Annotated in this window: 21 protein-coding genes and 1 tRNA gene; 13 read left to right on the plus strand and 9 right to left on the minus strand. The window is 56.2% G+C overall.

Annotation, left to right across the window (positions count from 1 at the left end):
• Positions 1 to 282 precede the first annotated feature (282 nt).
• From frdA to ACUW6V_RS10130, 5 genes are all read left to right on the plus strand, one after another.
• The gene (frdA, locus tag ACUW6V_RS10110; protein WP_097582553.1) at positions 283 to 2,073 is read left to right on the plus strand and encodes a fumarate reductase (quinol) flavoprotein subunit; all 1,791 of its coding nucleotides are present in this window, start codon (positions 283 to 285) and stop codon (positions 2,071 to 2,073) included.
• Positions 2,066 to 2,812 (plus strand): succinate dehydrogenase/fumarate reductase iron-sulfur subunit, encoded by a 747-nt coding sequence (locus tag ACUW6V_RS10115; protein WP_097640933.1) that lies wholly within the window; start codon positions 2,066 to 2,068, stop codon positions 2,810 to 2,812. Before frdA ends, ACUW6V_RS10115 begins: the two co-directional genes overlap by 8 nt.
• Positions 2,812 to 3,207, plus strand: coding sequence for a fumarate reductase subunit FrdC (gene frdC / locus ACUW6V_RS10120; protein ID WP_007871228.1), 396 nt, complete (start codon positions 2,812 to 2,814; stop codon positions 3,205 to 3,207). The genes ACUW6V_RS10115 and frdC overlap by 1 nt, the downstream gene beginning before the upstream one ends.
• A gap of 10 nt (positions 3,208 to 3,217) precedes the next feature.
• Positions 3,218 to 3,577: a fumarate reductase subunit FrdD gene (gene frdD / locus ACUW6V_RS10125; RefSeq protein ID WP_007871230.1), complete on the plus strand. Its 360-nt coding sequence runs from the start codon at positions 3,218 to 3,220 to the stop codon at positions 3,575 to 3,577.
• A gap of 122 nt (positions 3,578 to 3,699) precedes the next feature.
• The gene (locus tag ACUW6V_RS10130) at positions 3,700 to 4,233 is read left to right on the plus strand and encodes a lipocalin family protein (RefSeq protein ID WP_097570013.1); all 534 of its coding nucleotides are present in this window, start codon (positions 3,700 to 3,702) and stop codon (positions 4,231 to 4,233) included.
• Here ACUW6V_RS10130 and sugE read toward each other — a convergent pair.
• Positions 4,230 to 4,547 carry a quaternary ammonium compound efflux SMR transporter SugE gene (gene sugE, locus ACUW6V_RS10135; RefSeq protein ID WP_007796674.1) on the minus strand — a complete coding sequence of 106 codons (318 nt, stop codon included), beginning with the start codon at positions 4,545 to 4,547 and terminating at the stop codon, positions 4,230 to 4,232. The two genes, ACUW6V_RS10130 and sugE, sit on opposite strands and share 4 nt — an antisense overlap.
• 278 nt (positions 4,548 to 4,825) lie before the next feature.
• Between sugE and ACUW6V_RS10140 the strand changes: the two genes are divergently transcribed.
• Positions 4,826 to 5,431, plus strand: a complete 606-nt coding sequence (locus ACUW6V_RS10140; RefSeq protein WP_105608438.1) for a response regulator transcription factor — start codon at positions 4,826 to 4,828, stop codon at positions 5,429 to 5,431.
• A gap of 40 nt (positions 5,432 to 5,471) precedes the next feature.
• Here ACUW6V_RS10140 and ecnB read toward each other — a convergent pair whose 3' ends face one another.
• From ecnB to efp, 3 genes are all read right to left on the minus strand, one after another.
• Entirely contained in the window at positions 5,472 to 5,618 is a 147-nt protein-coding gene (gene ecnB, locus ACUW6V_RS10145; protein ID WP_004386070.1) for a lipoprotein toxin entericidin B, read from the minus strand.
• Between the two features lie 102 nt (positions 5,619 to 5,720).
• Positions 5,721 to 5,852, minus strand: a complete 132-nt coding sequence (locus ACUW6V_RS10150) for an entericidin A/B family lipoprotein (RefSeq protein WP_007871236.1) — start codon at positions 5,850 to 5,852, stop codon at positions 5,721 to 5,723.
• 58 nt (positions 5,853 to 5,910) lie between these two features.
• Positions 5,911 to 6,477: an elongation factor P gene (gene efp, locus ACUW6V_RS10155; protein WP_004386068.1), complete on the minus strand. Its 567-nt coding sequence runs from the start codon at positions 6,475 to 6,477 to the stop codon at positions 5,911 to 5,913.
• Between the two features lie 40 nt (positions 6,478 to 6,517).
• Here efp and epmB point away from each other — a divergent pair, with 40 nt between their 5' ends.
• Positions 6,518 to 7,546 (plus strand): EF-P beta-lysylation protein EpmB, encoded by a 1,029-nt coding sequence (gene epmB, locus ACUW6V_RS10160; protein ID WP_041460811.1) that lies wholly within the window; start codon positions 6,518 to 6,520, stop codon positions 7,544 to 7,546.
• A gap of 379 nt (positions 7,547 to 7,925) precedes the next feature.
• Here epmB and ACUW6V_RS10165 read toward each other — a convergent pair whose 3' ends face one another.
• The 4 genes from ACUW6V_RS10165 to ACUW6V_RS10180 all read right to left on the minus strand — a co-directional run bounded on the left by ACUW6V_RS10165 (position 7,926) and on the right by ACUW6V_RS10180 (position 11,119).
• A complete protein-coding gene (locus ACUW6V_RS10165) occupies positions 7,926 to 8,279 on the minus strand; it encodes a DUF4156 domain-containing protein (protein ID WP_007871252.1) in 354 nt (117 codons plus the stop codon).
• Between the two features lie 240 nt (positions 8,280 to 8,519).
• Positions 8,520 to 10,163 (minus strand): chaperonin GroEL, encoded by a 1,644-nt coding sequence (gene groL / locus ACUW6V_RS10170; protein ID WP_004387019.1) that lies wholly within the window; start codon positions 10,161 to 10,163, stop codon positions 8,520 to 8,522.
• A 49-nt stretch (positions 10,164 to 10,212) separates the two neighbouring features.
• Positions 10,213 to 10,506, minus strand: a complete 294-nt coding sequence (locus ACUW6V_RS10175; protein ID WP_004387018.1) for a co-chaperone GroES — start codon at positions 10,504 to 10,506, stop codon at positions 10,213 to 10,215.
• 136 nt (positions 10,507 to 10,642) lie between these two features.
• Entirely contained in the window at positions 10,643 to 11,119 is a 477-nt protein-coding gene (locus ACUW6V_RS10180) for an FxsA family protein (protein WP_007887527.1), read from the minus strand.
• A gap of 337 nt (positions 11,120 to 11,456) precedes the next feature.
• Between ACUW6V_RS10180 and aspA the strand changes: the two genes are divergently transcribed.
• The 6 genes from aspA to ACUW6V_RS10210 all read left to right on the plus strand — a co-directional run bounded on the left by aspA (position 11,457) and on the right by ACUW6V_RS10210 (position 17,296).
• Complete coding sequence (aspA, locus tag ACUW6V_RS10185) at positions 11,457 to 12,893, plus strand: aspartate ammonia-lyase (protein ID WP_007871256.1); 1,437 nt, start codon at positions 11,457 to 11,459, stop codon at positions 12,891 to 12,893.
• 112 nt (positions 12,894 to 13,005) lie between these two features.
• A complete protein-coding gene (locus ACUW6V_RS10190; RefSeq protein WP_004387014.1) occupies positions 13,006 to 14,307 on the plus strand; it encodes an anaerobic C4-dicarboxylate transporter in 1,302 nt (433 codons plus the stop codon).
• 123 nt (positions 14,308 to 14,430) lie between these two features.
• Positions 14,431 to 14,778 carry a divalent cation tolerance protein CutA gene (cutA, locus tag ACUW6V_RS10195; RefSeq protein WP_004387013.1) on the plus strand — a complete coding sequence of 116 codons (348 nt, stop codon included), beginning with the start codon at positions 14,431 to 14,433 and terminating at the stop codon, positions 14,776 to 14,778.
• On the plus strand, positions 14,754 to 16,478 hold the full coding sequence (locus tag ACUW6V_RS10200) for a protein-disulfide reductase DsbD (RefSeq protein WP_015386317.1): 1,725 nt from the start codon (positions 14,754 to 14,756) through the stop codon (positions 16,476 to 16,478). The genes cutA and ACUW6V_RS10200 overlap by 25 nt, the downstream gene beginning before the upstream one ends.
• 50 nt (positions 16,479 to 16,528) lie before the next feature.
• Positions 16,529 to 17,104 (plus strand): transcriptional regulator, encoded by a 576-nt coding sequence (locus ACUW6V_RS10205; protein WP_004387009.1) that lies wholly within the window; start codon positions 16,529 to 16,531, stop codon positions 17,102 to 17,104.
• A gap of 116 nt (positions 17,105 to 17,220) precedes the next feature.
• Positions 17,221 to 17,296, plus strand: a tRNA-Phe gene (locus ACUW6V_RS10210).
• Positions 17,297 to 17,578: 282 nt separating this feature from the next.
• Here the strand turns inward: ACUW6V_RS10210 and tssJ are convergent.
• Positions 17,579 to 18,097, minus strand: a complete 519-nt coding sequence (tssJ, locus tag ACUW6V_RS10215; protein WP_044594800.1) for a type VI secretion system lipoprotein TssJ — start codon at positions 18,095 to 18,097, stop codon at positions 17,579 to 17,581.
• Between the last annotated feature and the right edge of the window lie 3 nt (positions 18,098 to 18,100).

Below are 18,100 nucleotides of genomic sequence, written 5' to 3' on the forward strand. Positions count from 1 at the left end.
CAAGGGCACGAAGTCTACTCGTATCCCGTTCGCCAGACAAATTTTGCGCACTTTTTTCCTTTATTCACGCCAGATTTGCGTTTTGTGAGCCACTTCAATTAACCCGGCGTGTAAAACGCGCCGCACCGCCCCAAAAAATCGAACACATCAAATTTCCCCTTTAGGGCTAAGGTTATACTCACCTACCCAAAAAGGAGCAGGGGAATGCTTTACCCCCGCGCAGCCCCGAGTTTTCGCCTTAGTTACCGCGCGGTGGGAATAACTAAAACCCGGAGGAATGTCGTGCATACTTTTCAAGCCGATCTCGCCATTATCGGTGCCGGCGGTGCGGGACTGCGGGCAGCCATTGCGGCGGCCGAGCGTAATCCCAACGCTAAAATCGCACTGATTTCAAAAGTCTATCCGATGCGTAGCCATACCGTCGCCGCTGAAGGCGGTTCGGCGGCCGTTGCCCAGGATCATGACAGTTTTGAGTATCATTTCCACGACACGGTCGCAGGCGGCGACTGGCTGTGCGAGCAGGATGTGGTGGACTATTTCGTTAAACATTGCCCGCGCGAAATGACTCAGCTTGAGCAATGGGGCTGCCCGTGGAGTCGTCGCCCGGACGGGTCGGTCAACGTCAGACGCTTTGGCGGCATGAAAATCGAGCGTACCTGGTTTGCCGCTGACAAAACCGGCTTCCATATGCTCCACACCCTGTTCCAGACCTCCCTGCAATTCCCGCAAATCCAGCGCTTCGATGAGCATTTCGTCCTCGATATTCTGGTGGATGACGGCCAGGCGCGCGGCCTGGTGGCGATGAACATGATGGAAGGCACGCTCGTGCAGATCCGCGCAAATGCGGTGGTGATGGCGACCGGCGGCGCGGGGCGCGTCTATCGTTATAACACCAACGGCGGCATCGTCACCGGCGACGGTATGGGCATGGCGCTGGCGCACGGCGTTCCGCTGCGCGATATGGAATTCGTGCAGTACCACCCGACCGGCCTGCCCGGCTCCGGCATTCTGATGACGGAAGGCTGCCGCGGCGAAGGCGGCATTCTGGTCAACAAAAACGGCTATCGCTATTTGCAGGATTACGGCATGGGGCCGGAAACGCCGCTCGGCGAGCCGAAGAACAAATATATGGAGCTGGGCCCGCGCGACAAAGTGTCACAAGCCTTCTGGCACGAGTGGCGCAAAGGCAACACCATCTCCACGCCGCGCGGCGATGTGGTCTATCTCGATCTGCGCCACCTCGGCGAGAAAAAACTGCTGGAGCGGCTGCCGTTCATTTGCGAACTGGCTAAAGCGTACGTGGGTGTCGACCCGGTCAAAGAACCGATCCCCGTGCGCCCGACGGCGCATTACACCATGGGCGGCATCGAAACCAATCAGCAGTGCGAAACCCGCATCAAGGGGCTGTTTGCCGTGGGCGAATGCTCGTCCGTGGGGCTGCATGGCGCGAACCGTCTTGGTTCAAACTCGCTGGCGGAGCTGGTCGTATTCGGCCAACTGGCAGGCACGCAGGCGATGGAACGCGCGATGGAAGCGACATCTACGCGCGACGACGTGCTGAACGCGCAGGCCGCGGATGTCGAAGCGCGTCTGCACGGGCTGGTGCACCAGGACGGCAACGAAAGCTGGGCGAAAATCCGCGACGAAATGGGCCTCTCGATGGAAGAAGGCTGCGGCATTTACCGCACGCCGGAGCTGATGCAGAAAACCATCGATAAACTTGCTGAATTGCAGGAGCGCTTTAAGCGCGTGCGCATCAGCGACACTTCCAGCGTCTTCAACACCGATTTGCTCTATACCATTGAGCTTGGCCATGGCCTGAACGTCGCTGAATGTATGGCGCACTCCGCGATGGCGCGTAAAGAGTCGCGTGGCGCGCATCAGCGGCTTGACGAAGGCTGCACCGAGCGCGATGACGTGAACTTTCTGCGTCATACCCTCGCCTTCCGCGACGCAGACGGTACCACCCGCCTCGATTACAGCGACGTGAAGATTACCACTCTGCCTCCGGCGAAACGCGTTTATGGCGCGGAGTCGGAAGCGGCCGATAAAAAGGAGACGGCGAATGGCTGAGATGAAAACGCTGCGCATTGAAGTCGTGCGTTATAACCCGGAAACCGATAACGCGCCGCACAGCGCGTTTTACGACGTGCCCTGGGATGAGCAAACCTCGCTGCTTGACGCGCTCGGCTATATCAAAGACAACCTGGCGCCGGATTTAAGCTATCGCTGGTCGTGCCGCATGGCTATCTGCGGCTCCTGCGGCATGATGGTCAACCGCGTGCCGAAACTCGCCTGTAAAACGTTCCTGCGCGATTACACTTCCGGTATGAAAGTCGAGGCGCTGGCGAATTTCCCGATCGAGCGCGATTTGGTGGTCGATATGACCCACTTTATCGAGAGCCTCGAATCCATTAAGCCCTATATCATCGGTAACCCGCGCAAGCCGGAACAAGGGCCAAATACCCAGACACCGGCGCAAATGGCGAAATACCATCAGTTCTCCGGCTGCATCAACTGCGGCCTGTGCTACGCCGCCTGCCCACAGTTTGGCCTGAACCCGGAGTTCATCGGCCCGGCGGCGATCACGCTCGCGCACCGCTATAACCTCGACAGTCGCGATAAGGGCCAGAAGGCGCGTATGCCGCAGCTTAACAGCCAGAACGGCGTCTGGACCTGTACGTTTGTTGGCTTCTGCTCGGAAGTCTGCCCGAAACATGTCGATCCGGCCGCGGCTATCCAGCAGAGCAAAGTGGAGAGCTCGAAGGATTTCTTAATCGCCATGCTCAAACCCGGCGCAAGGAGTGAATGATGACCTCGAAACGTAAGCCTTATGTACGGACGATGGAAACAGGCTGGTGGAAGCAACTGCCCTTCTACCGCTTTTACATGCTGCGCGAAGGCACCTCGGTGCCTGCCGTCTGGTTCAGCCTTGTACTGATTTATGGCCTGTTCGCGCTTAAGCATGGCCCGGAGAGCTGGGCCGGTTTTGTCGGTTTTCTGCAAAACCCTGTCGTCGTGTTACTGAACATCATCACGCTGCTGGCGGCGCTGCTACACACCAAAACCTGGTTTGAGCTCGCGCCGAAAGCCGCCATCGTGGTGGTGAAAGACGAAAAAATGGGGCCGGAGCCGGTGATCCGCGGGCTGTGGGGTGTGACGGCCATCGTCACGATTGTCGTGCTGTTTATCGCCCTGGTCTGGTAAGGAGGATATCGTGATTAATCAACACCCGAAACGCTCCGACGAGCCGGTATTCTGGGGGCTGTTTGGCGCAGGGGGCATGTGGTGCGCCATTATCGCGCCGGTCATCATCCTGCTGGTGGGCATTCTGCTGCCGCTCGGCATGGGGCCGGAAGGCGCATTCAGCTACGAGCGCGTGCTGGCGTTCGCCCAGAGCTGGGTGGGCCGCCTGTTCCTGTTCCTGATGATTGTGCTGCCGCTGTGGTGCGGCCTGCACCGTATTCACCACGGCATGCACGACCTGAAAATCCATGTTCCTGCCGGGAAATGGGTGTTCTATGGTCTGGCCGCCATTCTGACGGTCGTGACGCTGATTGGCGTAGTTACACTCTGAACCCTGTCGCCGCTTCTCACGAAGCGGCGCTTTTCTTCCTGACTATTTCCCTTCTCTGATGTTACAAAACCGCTACGGGCATCTACACTTAGCAGTAAAAACAGAAGGATCCCGCCATGCGTATTCGACTACTTCCTGTTGTAGCTACCGTCGCGACTGCAGCACTGCTGGTCGCCTGCAGTACCCCGACGCCGCCGAGCGGTGTCAGAGTGGTGGAGGATTTTAACGTTAACCGCTATCTCGGCACGTGGTATGAAATCGCCCGCTTCGATCACCGCTTTGAGCGCGGTCTTGAGCAGGTCACCGCGACCTACAGCCTGCGTGGCGATGGCGGCCTGAACGTGATTAACCGTGGTTTCAACCCGGATCGTAACAGATGGCAGCAGAGCGAAGGTAAAGCCTATTTCACCGGCGATACCCGCCGCGCCGCGCTGAAAGTCTCTTTCTTCGGCCCGTTCTACGGCGGATATAACATTATCGCACTGGATAAAGACTACCAGCATGCGCTGATCTGCGGACCGGATCGCAGCTATCTGTGGATCCTCTCCCGCACGCCAACCATCAGTAAGCAAGTGAAAGAGGATCTGCTGGATTCCGCGATCCGTCAGGGCTTCGCGGTGGAAAAACTGATTTGGGTAAATCAGCGCGCCGGTTAGTGCGTGCTGAGTTTCAGACCGATAATCCCCGCGACGATAAGCCCCAGGCTTATCAGCCTCGCGGGGCTTGCGGACTCACCTAACAGCAGAATGCCGGTAATGGCCGCACCCACCGCGCCGATCCCCGTCCAGACAGCATAAGCCGTGCCGGTCGGCAGGCTTTTCATCGCCCATGAGAGCAGCACAATGCTGACAATCATCGCCGAAACGGTGATAAGGCTTGGCACAACACGCGTAAAACCGTGGGTATATTTCAGGCCGACGGCCCAGACCACTTCCAGAAGACCAGCGATAAACAGAATGAACCAGGACATATTCAGCTCCAGGTTATTTGGGGCCGTCCCCGTTCAACATGACGCGCTTGCAGGTCGTCCCGCAAGGCCAGGTGATTAAACAGCGGGATCATCCCTTCTTGTTGCGCATTTTGCAACCAGGTTTTTCCTAAACCAGCGGATTCTCGTGAGTTAAGCCAGGAAATAGCCGCGATTGTGCGCGTACATCACGGGTTCAGTTAGCGATAAATCTTCCTATGATGAAACACTTTCCTGCTGGCGTCAGCAGGTGCGTCTTTCTCTCCATAATGAATCCGAGCATGTATAAAATTTTACTGGTTGACCGCTGTCATTTCAGCCGTACCGGGCTCGAAAGCTGGCTTAACCACGCTGAAGATTTCGCGGCGCCGTTCCACGTGACGGCAACCGATCACTTGCTACGCGCGCGTGAGCTTCTTATTCAATGGCAACCCAATATGGTGATTGCCGATCTTCACGGGTTTATGGGAGATATTCACCACGTAAATCAGTTCTCCTCGATTTTCGCCGCCTGCGGCAATACTACGCGCCTTATTTTATTACAAAGCGGTAGTTCAGACGTGCTGAATGATTATTGCTCACAGCAAATAACCTGGCGCATCGTGGATAAAACTATTCCACTGCGCGAGCTTGGCCAGATGATTGGTAAAGCGCTGATGTCGCGTCCGCCGTTCGGCGAGCCTAAAACAGTGACACCGCTACTGACGCTGCGTGAAGAACGCATTCTGGAATGGTGGAGCGTGGGAATGAGCAATGAAGAAATCGCGCGGAAAATGGGCATCGCCGTTAAAACGGTTTACACCTATAAACGCAATATTCGCATGAAACTCGGTGCCGATAACCGCTTTTCGCTGTTCGTACCGCTACCAGAGATGTGCGCAAGATAACGGTACGACACCGGGAGGGGTCGTACCGTCGTCGCAAAGCTTACTGCGATGCGCGAGTCGCTGCGCCAGAAATTGCGCTACCGCCGTCCTGAATGTCTTCGCCTACACCACGCGTGGTGTTACAGGCCGTCAACAGTGAAGAAAGGACCAGTGCTGAAAAGAGCGCCGCAATTGTTTTCTTAACCATAATCTCTTCCTTTTATAGCCTAAGTTATTTGTGTATAGCTTTTTAAGCATAGACAAAAACTGACAAGCTGCCGGAAGGAAACGATTTTTAGGAACAGAAGAACTATTTTACTGCGCGCTCAATCGCGCCGCCGAGATGCTGAATATCTTCGCCAAAGCCACGAGCCGTATTACAGGCGCTGATTAGCGAGCACAGCAGCAGAATCAAAAGGGGACGTAACAGCGGGGTTTTCATGGGACGTTCTCTGCAAATATGCGGCGTGGCGACACCACGCCGCTGATATCAGTCGAGATTATTTTACGCGGGAAACGTATTCACCAGAGCGGGTATCCACTTTGATGACTTCGCCGATCTGTACGAACAGCGGTACTTTTACCACAGCGCCGGTAGACAGGGTCGCCGGTTTGCCGCCGGTGCCTGCGGTATCGCCTTTCAGGCCCGGATCGGTATCCACGATTTCCAGCTCAACGAAGTTCGGCGGGGTAACGGAGATAGGCTGACCGTTCCACAGGGTCACGATGCACTCAGCCTGGTCCAGCAGCCATTTCGCGTTGTCGCCAACAGCTTTGGCATCCGCAGCCAGCTGTTCGAAAGTTTCGTTGTTCATGAAGTGCCAGAACTCACCGTCGTTGTAGAGGTAAGTCAGGTTCATATCCACAACGTCTGCGCCTTCGGCGGAGTCGGTGGATTTAAAGGTTTTCTCAACGCGAGAACCGGTCAGCAGACGGCGCAGCTTAACGCGCGCGAACGCCTGACCTTTACCCGGTTTAACGAATTCGCTGGATTCAACGGCGTACGGTTCGCCGTCCATCATGATTTTAAGACCGGCACGAAAATCGTTGCTAGAATAAGTCGCCATAAGGCCCTCTGAAATTGTTAACTGGTAGCTAAGCCACAAAATGGCGCATATTGTAACCCTAAATACCCCATCCCGAGAAGATTGGTTATCGCAACTTGCCGATGTTATCACCGATCCCGATGAGCTCCTGCACCTTCTCAATATAGACGCCAGTGAAGAATTGCTGGCTGGTCGCGACGCGCGCCGGTTATTTGCGCTGCGCGTACCGCGCGCGTTCGCCGCGCGGATGGAGAAAGGCAACCCGCAGGATCCGCTGCTGCGCCAGGTATTAACCGCGCGCGAGGAGTTTGTCGCGGCGCCCGGTTTTACCACCGATCCGCTGGAAGAGCAAAACAGTGTGGTGCCAGGCCTCCTTCATAAGTACCACAATCGCGCGCTGCTGCTGGTAAAAGGCGGATGCGCGGTGAATTGCCGCTACTGCTTCCGCCGTCATTTCCCGTATGCGGATAACCAGGGCAATAAGCGCAACTGGCAGGCCGCGCTGGATTACATCGCCGCGCACCCGGAGCTGGATGAAATTATTTTCTCCGGCGGCGATCCGCTGATGGCGAAAGACCACGAGCTGGAATGGCTGATTGCGCATCTTGAGGCGATCCCACATATCAAGCGCCTGCGCATCCACAGCCGTCTGCCAATTGTTATCCCGGCGCGTATTACCGATGCGCTGGTCCGCCTGCTCGGCGAGACGCGTTTGCAGGTGCTTCTGGTAAACCATATCAACCACGCGCAGGAAATCGACGACGCGTTTCGCGAGGGGATGGCGAAGCTACGCGCGGCGGGCGTTACGCTGCTGAACCAGAGTGTGCTGCTGAAAGGCGTAAACGATAACGCCGCGACGCTGGCGGCGCTCAGCAATGCGCTGTTTGATGCGGGCGTGATGCCCTATTACCTGCATGTGCTGGATAAAGTACAAGGCGCGGCGCATTTTATGGTGAACGACGACGAGGCGCGGGCGATTATGCGCGAGCTGTTGTCGCGGGTTTCCGGTTATCTGGTGCCGAAGCTGGCGCGTGAAATTGGTGGCGAGCCGAGCAAAACGCCGCTGGATTTGCAGCTGCGACAGAATTGATTTTATCGTGAATGGCGAGGCGGCGGGTGCGCTGGCGCTTACCCGCCCTACGCAGAAAAAGCGGCAGCGATAAACCTGTAGGGCGGGTAAGCGAAGCGCACCCACCACAGTCAAACCCAACGCGGCGATAAAACCTGTAGGGCAAGTAAGCGAAGCGCACCCGCTACAGTCAAACCCAGCGTGGCGTTAAAATCGTAGGGCGGGTAAGCGCAGCGCACCCGCCACAGTCAAACCAAAAGCGGCGTTAAAACCTGTAGGGCAAGTAAGCGCAGCGCACCCGCCACAGTCAAACCCAGCGCGGCGTTAAAATCGTAGGGCGGGTAAGCGCAGCGCACCCGCCTTTTTATCTTTCAAAACCGTTAATGCGGTGATATCACTTTCAGTTCGGGCATTTATACACCTGACCGACCATTTTGCTGGATGTCGGAACAAAGCTTGAAAGCAGGTTCTGTGTCGGGCTGCTTACGCCATAAAGCACATTGCCGCCCATCGCTGCGGCCTGATTACGCAGATCGTTTGCCGCACCGCGCATGGAGCCACCCTCTTCGCCGTGCTGACCAGAAAGCCAGTTGCTCTGCTCGCCGGTCGCGGTGCCCAGTAAGCGGCACTCTTTACCAGGCTGCTCTTCAACAAAACGCACGCTCTGACCTGCGGTCGAGAGTGTGTTACCGTTGCTGCATCCCGCCAGCAGCAGCGCTGCGACAACCATTCCTGTAGTGACTTTCAAGCGCATGTTGTTCCCCATTATGAATAGCTGGTGATAGCCTGGCTGCGTAAGCCCGGTAAGACCTTATACTAAAAAGATGACCAAAAGAAAAACCCCGGCCATTTCTGACCGGGGTTTTCTGTTTTTAATCGAATAATTCAGGTTGCAGGCAGGCGGCAAGTTCATAAATCCCAGGCGCTTACCTCAGTAAGTGACGGGGGTGAATGAATGCAGCCAACGCCCTGGGCCTGAAGTATGAAGATTAAATTACATCATACCGCCCATGCCGCCCATGCCGCCCATACCTGCAGCGCCTAAGTCGGCTTTATCTTCTTTCGGCAGATCGGTAACCATGCACTCGGTGGTGATCATCAGGCCAGCCACAGAAGACGCGTACTGCAGTGCAGAACGGGTCACTTTGGTCGGATCCAGGATACCCATGTCGATCATGTTGCCGTATTCTTCGGTCGCCGCGTTGTAACCGTAGTTACCGTCGCCAGCTTTCACGTTGTTCGCGACAACAGACGGCTCTTCACCGGCGTTGGACACGATCTGACGCAGCGGAGCTTCCATTGCGCGCAGCGCAACTTTGATACCCACGTTCTGGTCTTCGTTCTGGCCAGTCAGTTCGGTCAGTTTCGCAGCAACACGCACCAGCGCTACACCGCCACCAGCAACCACGCCTTCTTCCACCGCAGCACGGGTTGCGTGCAGGGCGTCTTCAACGCGGGCTTTCTTCTCTTTCATTTCCACTTCGGTCGCAGCGCCAACCTTGATAACCGCAACGCCGCCAGCCAGTTTAGCTACGCGCTCCTGCAGTTTTTCACGGTCGTAGTCAGAGGTCGCTTCTTCGATCTGCTGACGGATCTGACCAACACGGCCCTGGATTGCGGATTCGTCGCCCACGCCATCGATGATGGTGGTGGTGTCTTTGTTGATAACAACGCGTTTCGCCTGACCCAGATCTTCCAGGGTCGCTTTTTCCAGCTCCATACCGATCTCTTCAGAGATAACGGTACCGCCGGTCAGGATAGCGATATCCTGCAGCATAGCTTTACGACGGTCGCCGAAGCCCGGTGCTTTCACTGCAGCCACTTTCACGATGCCGCGCATGGTGTTCACGACCAGGGTCGCCAGCGCTTCGCCTTCAACATCTTCAGCGATGATCAGCAGCGGTTTGCCTGCTTTAGCCACGGCTTCGAGAACCGGCAGCATTTCGCGGATGTTGGAGATTTTTTTGTCAGCCAGCAGGATGAACGGGCTTTCCAGTTCAACAGCGCCAGTTTCCGGCTTGTTGATGAAGTACGGAGACAGGTAGCCGCGGTCGAACTGCATACCTTCAACCACATCCAGCTCGTCCTGCAGACCGGTGCCTTCTTCAACGGTGATAACGCCTTCTTTACCCACTTTCTCCATCGCTTCGGCAATCAGTTTACCTACGGTTTCGTCGGAGTTAGCGGAGATGGTGCCGACCTGAGCGATAGCTTTGGAGTCAGAGCACGGTACGGAGAGCGCTTTCAGCTCTTCAACAGCGGCAACAACCGCTTTATCGATACCGCGCTTCAGGTCCATCGGGTTCATGCCTGCCGCAACAGCTTTCAGGCCTTCGGTGATAATAGCCTGTGCCAGTACGGTTGCAGTGGTGGTACCGTCGCCTGCCGCGTCGTTCGCTTTGGAGGCCACTTCTTTCACCATCTGCGCGCCCATGTTTTCGAACTTGTCTTCCAGTTCGATTTCACGTGCTACGGACACGCCGTCTTTGGTGATGGTCGGCGCACCGAAAGATTTATCCAGCACCACGTTGCGGCCTTTCGGGCCCAGGGTGACTTTCACTGCGTCTGCCAGTACGTTTACGCCGCGGAGCATTTTCACACGAGCGTCGTTACCGAATTTTACGTCTTTAGCTGCCATATCGTTATTTCCCTTAAATTCGTACGTTCAGTTTTGTTCGCGCGTGAGATTACGCTTCAACAATTGCCAGAATGTCGCTCTCAGACATGATCAGCACTTCCTGATCGTCCAGCTTCTCGGTTTTTACACCATAGCCATCGTTGAAAATTACGATGTCGCCCACTTTCACATCCAGCGGCTTCACTTCGCCATTTTCAAGGATGCGGCCATTGCCAACAGCCAGCACTTCGCCACGCGTGGATTTACCCGCAGCGGAGCCGGTCAGAACGATGCCGCCAGCAGATTTAGATTCAATTTCTTTACGCTTGACGATCACGCGATCATGCAATGGACGAATATTCATTGATAGCTCTCCTTTGAGAAAGTCCGTATCAGTTAGGGATTGAGCCGGCCCGTGAAGGTTTCCGGCTGGTGCCCAGAGAGATGGGGTTGGGGTTTTCCCCCTTCAAGGGGGAAAAGAAAAAAATTTTTTGGATTTTTTATCGCGAGTCGCGATCGTGGTCTTCAAGACGTTTGGGGCCGTCGTCTTTGCGCTGGTACTCGCCGTCGAAGGTGTTGCCGCCCTGCGATGAAGCCCCAAAACCACCGCCCGGCATCCGCCCAAAGCGCAGGTGCGGCATCAGGCGCAGCGTGATGAGTTTTTGCACCGGCGGCAGCAGCAACAGCAGGCCGAGGAAATCGGTAAAAAAGCCGGGCAACAGCAGCAACAGGCCTGCGATAATCAGCGACACGCTTTTTAGCATTTCCGCCGCCGGGCTTTCGCCCGCTTCCATTTTCTGCTGCATCAGCATCAGGTTTTTAAAGCCCTGGTTGCGTACCAGCGACATCCCGATAACTGAGGTAAAAATCACCAGCACTAAGGTCAGGAAAACGCCGAATACATGCGCCACCTGAATAAAGATGGAAATTTCAATATAGATGTAAAGAAAGAAGGCGATAAAGGGTATCCAGCGCACCGGGTTCTCCTGTAAAAAGCAGGCGCCTTCTGGCGCCTTAGAAATAGATGTGCAAACGCATATACACTGAGATGGAGGCGCCTTAGTCAAAGTTCAATCACTTTGCACGGACATTTTTTCTGGAAATTTTTAAGCGGTGACCCATTTCACAGTTTAATAATTGTCATCAGACGCGGCGGGGAATAAGTGATCCAGGTTACTGCTTTTCGCTATCATCAGCATATGATCGTGGGCACCAGACCGATTAAGGACATAAATGTCGGTCATTTTACCTCCATAACCACATATATCCTGTGAGTTTGGTGCATTCTTAGTCAGCTTAAGTAAGAAGGTTCACATGTTAAACAACATTCGTATCGAAGAAGATTTGTTGGGTACCAGGGAAGTTCCAGCGGATGCCTACTACGGTGTTCACACTCTGCGAGCGATTGAAAACTTTTACATCAGCAACAGCAAAATCAGCGATATTCCTGAATTTGTTCGCGGCATGGTGATGGTGAAAAAAGCGGCGGCGCTGGCCAACAAAGAGTTGCAGACCATCCCGCGCAAAATCGCCGACACGATTATCGCCGCCTGCGATGAAGTGCTGAATAACGGAAAATGCATGGATCAGTTCCCGGTGGATGTTTACCAGGGCGGCGCGGGCACTTCCGTTAACATGAACACCAACGAAGTGCTGGCGAACATTGGTCTTGAGCTGATGGGCCACCAGAAAGGGGAATACCAGTTCCTCAACCCTAACGATCATGTGAACAAATGCCAGTCCACGAACGACGCCTACCCGACCGGCTTCCGCATCGCGGTTTACGCATCTGTCGTGAAACTGGTCGACGCGATTAAAGAGCTGGGCGAAGGCTTCCAGCGCAAGGCCGTGGAATTTGAAAACATCCTGAAAATGGGCCGTACCCAGCTTCAGGACGCCGTGCCGATGACCCTCGGCCAGGAGTTCCACGCATTTAACGTGCTGCTGAACGAAGAGACGAAAAACCTGCTGCGTACGGCGGAACTGCTGCTTGAGGTAAACCTCGGCGCAACCGCTATCGGCACGCGTCTGAACACCCCGGATGGCTATCAGCAACTGGCGGTGCAGAAACTCGCGGAAGTGAGCAACCTGCCGGTCGTTCCGGCGGAAGACCTGATCGAAGCGACCTCCGACTGCGGCGCTTACGTTATGGTGCACAGTTCGCTCAAGCGTCTGGCCGTTAAGCTCTCCAAAATCTGTAACGACCTGCGTCTGCTCTCTTCCGGTCCGCGCGCGGGCTTAAACGAAATCAACCTGCCAGAGCTGCAGGCGGGTTCGTCCATCATGCCAGCCAAAGTGAACCCGGTTGTGCCGGAAGTGGTAAACCAGGTCTGCTTTAAAGTTATCGGCAACGACACCACCGTAACCATGGCATCTGAAGCCGGCCAGCTGCAGCTGAACGTGATGGAGCCGGTTATCGGGCAGGCGATGTTTGAGTCGATTCATATCCTGACCAACGCCTGCTACAACCTGCTGGAAAAATGCGTCAACGGCATTACCGCGAACAAAGAAGTGTGCGAAGGCTACGTCTACAACTCTATCGGTATCGTCACCTATCTCAACCCGTTCATTGGCCACCATAATGGCGATATCGTCGGGAAGATTTGCGCTGAAACCGGCAAGAGCGTGCGTGAAGTCGTACTGGAGCGCGGTCTGCTGACGGAAGCGGAACTGGACGACATCTTCTCCGTCCAGAACCTGATGCATCCGGCCTACAAAGCAAAACGCTATACCGATGAAAGCGAACAGTAATCCCCTTTCGCGGTACACTGAAAAGGCACGTCTTCGGACGTGCCTTTTTCGTTTAATGGATACCAAATTATAACTTTTAATTATCCAACAATTAACCATCAAGGAAGCCATCATGATAGTCGTCGAACTTATCATCGTTTTACTGGCCATTTTTCTTGGCGCCAGGCTTGGGGGAATCGGCATTGGGTACGCCGGCGGGCTGGGGGTGCTGGTCCTCGCCGGCATCGGGGTGAAACCCGGTAATATCCCTTTTGACGTTATTTCAATCATTATGGCGGTGATCGCCGCTATCTCCGCCATGCAGGTCGCGGGCGGGCTCGATTTCCTGGTCAACCAGACGGAAAAGCTGCTGCGCAAAAACCCGAAATACATCACGATACTGGCTCCCATCGTCACTTATTTTCTGACGATTTTCGCCGGTACCGGGAATATCTCGCTCGCCACGCTGCCGGTTATCGCTGAAGTGGCGAAAGAACAGGGCGTGAAGCCCTGCCGTCCGCTCTCCACCGCGGTGGTCGCCGCACAGATAGCCATTACCGCGTCGCCGATTTCCGCCGCCGTGGTGTATATGTCCTCGGTGATGGAAGGCCACGGCGTCAGCTACATTCATCTGCTGATGGTCGTTATCCCTTCTACGCTCGCGGCGGTGCTGGTGATGTCTTTTCTCGTCTCCATCCTTTTTAACTCGAAGCTTTCCGACGATCCGGTGTACCTCAAACGTCTTGAAGAGGGGTTAATCGAGCTGCGCGGCGATGAGCAAATTGACATCAAACCGCGCGCCAAAACCTCCGTATGGCTGTTCCTGCTGGGCGTGGTTTGCGTTGTTGCATATGCGATTATCAACAGCCCGAGCCTCGGCCTTGTGGCAAAACCGCTGATGAACACCACCAGCGCGATTCTTATCATCATGTTGAGCGTCGCGACGCTTATCACGCTTCTCTGCCGCGTGGAAACCGACACCATTCTGAACTCCAGCACCTTTAAAGCCGGGATGAGCGCCTGTATCTGTATCCTCGGCGTGGCATGGCTTGGCGACACCTTCGTTTCCGCCAATATCGACTGGATCAAAGCGACGGCGGGCAGCGTGATTCAGGGCCACCCGTGGCTGCTGGCGCTGATTTTCTTTATCGCCTCCGCGCTGCTTTACTCCCAGGCGGCGACCGCCAAAGCGCTGATGCCGATGGCGCTGGCGCTGAACGTCTCCCCGCTGACAGCTGTCGCCTCTTTTGCCGCCGTTTCCGGCCTGTTTATTCTGCCAACCTACCCGACACTGGTTGCCGCCGTACAGATGGACGATACCGGCACCACGCGTATTGGCCGCTTCGTCTTTAACCACCCGTTTTTTATTCCGGGCACGCTCGGCGTTGTGCTCTCCGTCTGCTTTGGCTTCCTGCTGGGCAGCGTCATGCTGTGATCTTCCGGGGCGCTGCGGCGCCCCTTTTTACGTCACAACCCCTCACACCTGCGCTCAACGGCTAACGCGCCCGCTTCTGCCGTTGTATAGTAGCCGTTCACACTTTTCAGGCAGGAGGGCTTTATGCTGGATGAAAATACCGTTACTCACGCCGCGCCGGACGCCGTCGTTGTGCTTTGCACCGCGCCGGACGAAGCCACCGCGCAGGATCTGGCGGCCAAAGCGCTGGCGGAAAATCTCGCCGCCTGCGTGACGCTGCTGCCGGGTGCCACGTCGCTCTACTACTGGGAAGGAAAACTGGAGCAAGAGTACGAGGTGCAGATGGTGTTAAAAAGCGATACCGCGCGTCAGCAGGCGCTGCTGACGTGTCTTAAAAGCCATCACCCGTACCAGACACCCGAACTGCTTGTGATCCCCGTCATTCATGGAGACAACGATTACCTCTCATGGCTCACCGCATCCTTACGCTGATCCTGCTGTTTTGCAGCGCTCATGCTTCGGCCTCACTCTTCGGCCAGCAAAACGCCTCGCAGTTTGTGCCGGCAGATCAGGCTTTTGCCTTTGATTTTCAGCAGCAGAAGAACCAGCTGACGCTGAACTGGCAAATTAAGCACGGCTACTATCTCTACCGCCAGCAAATTCGCGTAACACCCGCCAATGCCAGCGTGGCGCCGCTCGCGCTACCCACTGGCGAGCCGCATGAAGATGAGTTCTTCGGCAAAAGCGAAATCTACCGTGACGCGCTCAGCGTGCCGGTCACGGTAGAGCAGGCGGCACCGGGCGCGACGCTGAGCGTGACGTACCAGGGCTGCGCTGAAGCCGGTTTCTGTTACCCGCCGGAAACCCGCACGGTGCCGCTGAGCGCCGTCGAACCGACAGAGAGTGTTAAAGCCGACGCCGCTACGCCTTCGGCCGCCACTGGCGAGCAAACCCGCGTTAACAGCGATGCGCCTTCCGCCACCCTGCCCTTCTCCGCGTTCTGGGCGCTGCTCATCGGCATCGGCGTCGCTTTCACACCCTGCGTGCTCCCTATGTATCCGCTTATCTCCGGCATCGTGCTTGGCGGCGAAAAACGGCTTTCCACCCGCCAAGCGCTGCTGCTGGCGTTCGTCTACGTGCAGGGAATGGCGCTCACGTATACCGCGCTCGGGCTGGTGGTCGCCGCGGCGGGATTACAATTTCAGGCGGCGCTGCAAAGCCCGTGGGTGCTGATAACGCTCTCTGTGGTGTTTGTTCTGCTGGCGCTCTCGATGTTCGGGCTATTTACGCTGCAACTGCCCGCGTCGCTGCAAACGCGCCTGACGCTGATGAGCAACCGCCAGCGCGGCGGCTCGCCGGGCGGCGTGTTTGCGATGGGCGCGATTGCCGGGCTTATCTGCTCGCCCTGCACCACCGCGCCGCTCAGCGCCATTCTGCTTTATATCGCCCAGAGCGGGGATCTGTGGCTCGGCGGCGGCACGTTGTATCTTTACGCGCTCGGCATGGGTCTGCCGTTGATTCTGGTCACTGTTTTCGGCAACCGGCTGCTGCCGAAAAGCGGCCCGTGGATGGAGCAGGTCAAAACCGCGTTCGGCTTTGTCATCCTGGCGCTGCCGGTATTTCTGCTGGAGCGCGTGCTGGGCGAGCCGTGGGGATTGCGTCTCTGGAGCGCGCTTGGCGTCGCGTTCTTCGGCTGGGCGTTTGTGACCAGCCTGAGCGCCACCCGATCCTGGATGCGCGCGGTGCAAATCGTGCTGCTGGGCGCGGCACTGATTTGCGCCCGCCCGTTGCAGGACTGGGCTTTCGGCGCGCCTGTCGCGGAATCCCAGGCGCATCTGGCTTTCACCCGCATCGCCACGGTGGACGATCTCGACCGCGCGCTGGCGCAGGCCAAAGGTAAGCCGGTGATGCTCGATCTCTACGCCGACTGGTGCGTCGCCTGTAAAGAGTTTGAAAAATACACGTTCAGCGCGCCAGCGGTGCAGCGCGCGCTGGATGGCGCGGTGCTGTTGCAGGCTGACGTCACCGCCAACAGCGCCGCCGATGTGGCATTGCTGAAGCGCCTTAATGTGCTCGGGCTGCCGACGATTATTTTCTTCGATGCGCAGGGTAACGAGATCCCAAATGGCCGCGTCACCGGTTTTATGGACGCGCCCGCATTCGCAACGCATTTGCACAATCGCCTGCGGTAAACAACACTTGGGTGGGAGAAACCGTTGGGCTAAACGGAGAGGAGTAGACCGTGCAACGTGAAGAAGTTCTGGAGCAGGCCCTGCATATCCTTGAACAGGAAGGGATTGCCAATACCACGCCGGAAATGGTGGCCGCCGCGGCACAGTGTCCGACGGAAGAGATCCAGCGCTACTGGCCGGATCGCGAGGCGCTACTGTATGACGCGCTGCGCTATTTGAGCCAGCGTGTGGACGCCTGGCGCCGCCAGCTGATCTACAACGAAGAGCTAAGCGCCGAGCAAAAGCTCATGGCGCGCTATCAGGCGCTGACGGACTGCGTCAGCCAGGATCGCTACCCAGGCTGTCTGTTTATCGCCGCTTGTACGTTTTACCCCGAGGCGTCGCACCCGATCCATCAACTGGCGGATCAGCAAAAACGCGCGGCGTATCACTACACGCATGAGCTGTTAACGCAGCTCGAAGTGGACGATCCCGCGATGGTCGCCGAGCAGATGGAACTGGTGCTGGAAGGCTGTCTGAGCCGTCTGCTGGTCAAACGCAGCCAGGCGGACGTGGATACTGCGCGGCGTCTCGCCGAAGATATCCTGCGTTTCGCCCAGTGCCGTCAGGGTGGCGCGCTGACCTGATAACCCATTAACGGGTGCCTTTTTGTCTGAAAATCAGCCAGTCAGCACAGATTGACGGATTTTTTATGACAAAGCCGTTGACGTCTTCGGGCCTTTACGGTTTAATGCGCCCCGTTGCCCGGATAGCTCAGTCGGTAGAGCAGGGGATTGAAAATCCCCGTGTCCTTGGTTCGATTCCGAGTCCGGGCACCACTAATTTAAAGAAACCAGCCTACGGGCTGGTTTTTTGCTTTTAGCGAGCCGGACTCTTCATCGAACTGCGTTCTATGTTTCGCCGTACGCGGCGTTAGTCCGGGTCCGTGACATCCTCTAAATCTGATACACCCCGCTTTCATGTTCACAGGCGTATGTTTATACGCCTTCGAAATCATCCAGCTGCAGTTCACCTGGTAAGTGAGCAAAAAGAGCCCATCCTTCCTCTATATTTATCAGCAGTTGTTCAGCAAATTCCGGCTACACTCCGTTTCGAGTCCCTCATTTATCTTCAGTTGGCTTCAGTGTCATCGAATGCCCTTTCAGCAGCACAGTGCGCGGTTTATCCGGGTCAAGATCATCCCGCATCAGCACCAGTCGCCAGTCGTTCTTACGCGCATCCGGTGAGCGAAACTGCGCCACCAGCGCCACGTACTGCGTCTCTTCATCGAGCGGCATATCCAGCGATACGGTGGTGCCCGGTCGTATCCACACATCTTTTTCAGCCACCAGGTCTACGCCCAGTACAGTGTCAGCGTCGGACTGCAGTGTGGCATAATCCGCTTTCTCAAACGCCTGTCGGTCTTTCAGCTGATACACCCATACGTCAGTCGCCAGTGGCATGCCGTCTTCATCAGGGTTCAGTGCCGCACGGGCAGTAAGGTCAAGATGCAATGTTTTGACCTGTTTGTAGAAAATGGCTTTTGCCACTGAAGTCGTACTGTCGCTGACCCGCTGCGTCAGACCGCAGCCCGTTAGCATAAAAGCCAGTAACAGTAATAGAGTAAGTCGTTTCATCATTGT

It is taken from the genome of Cronobacter sp. 153480017-3 (assembly GCF_053627815.1).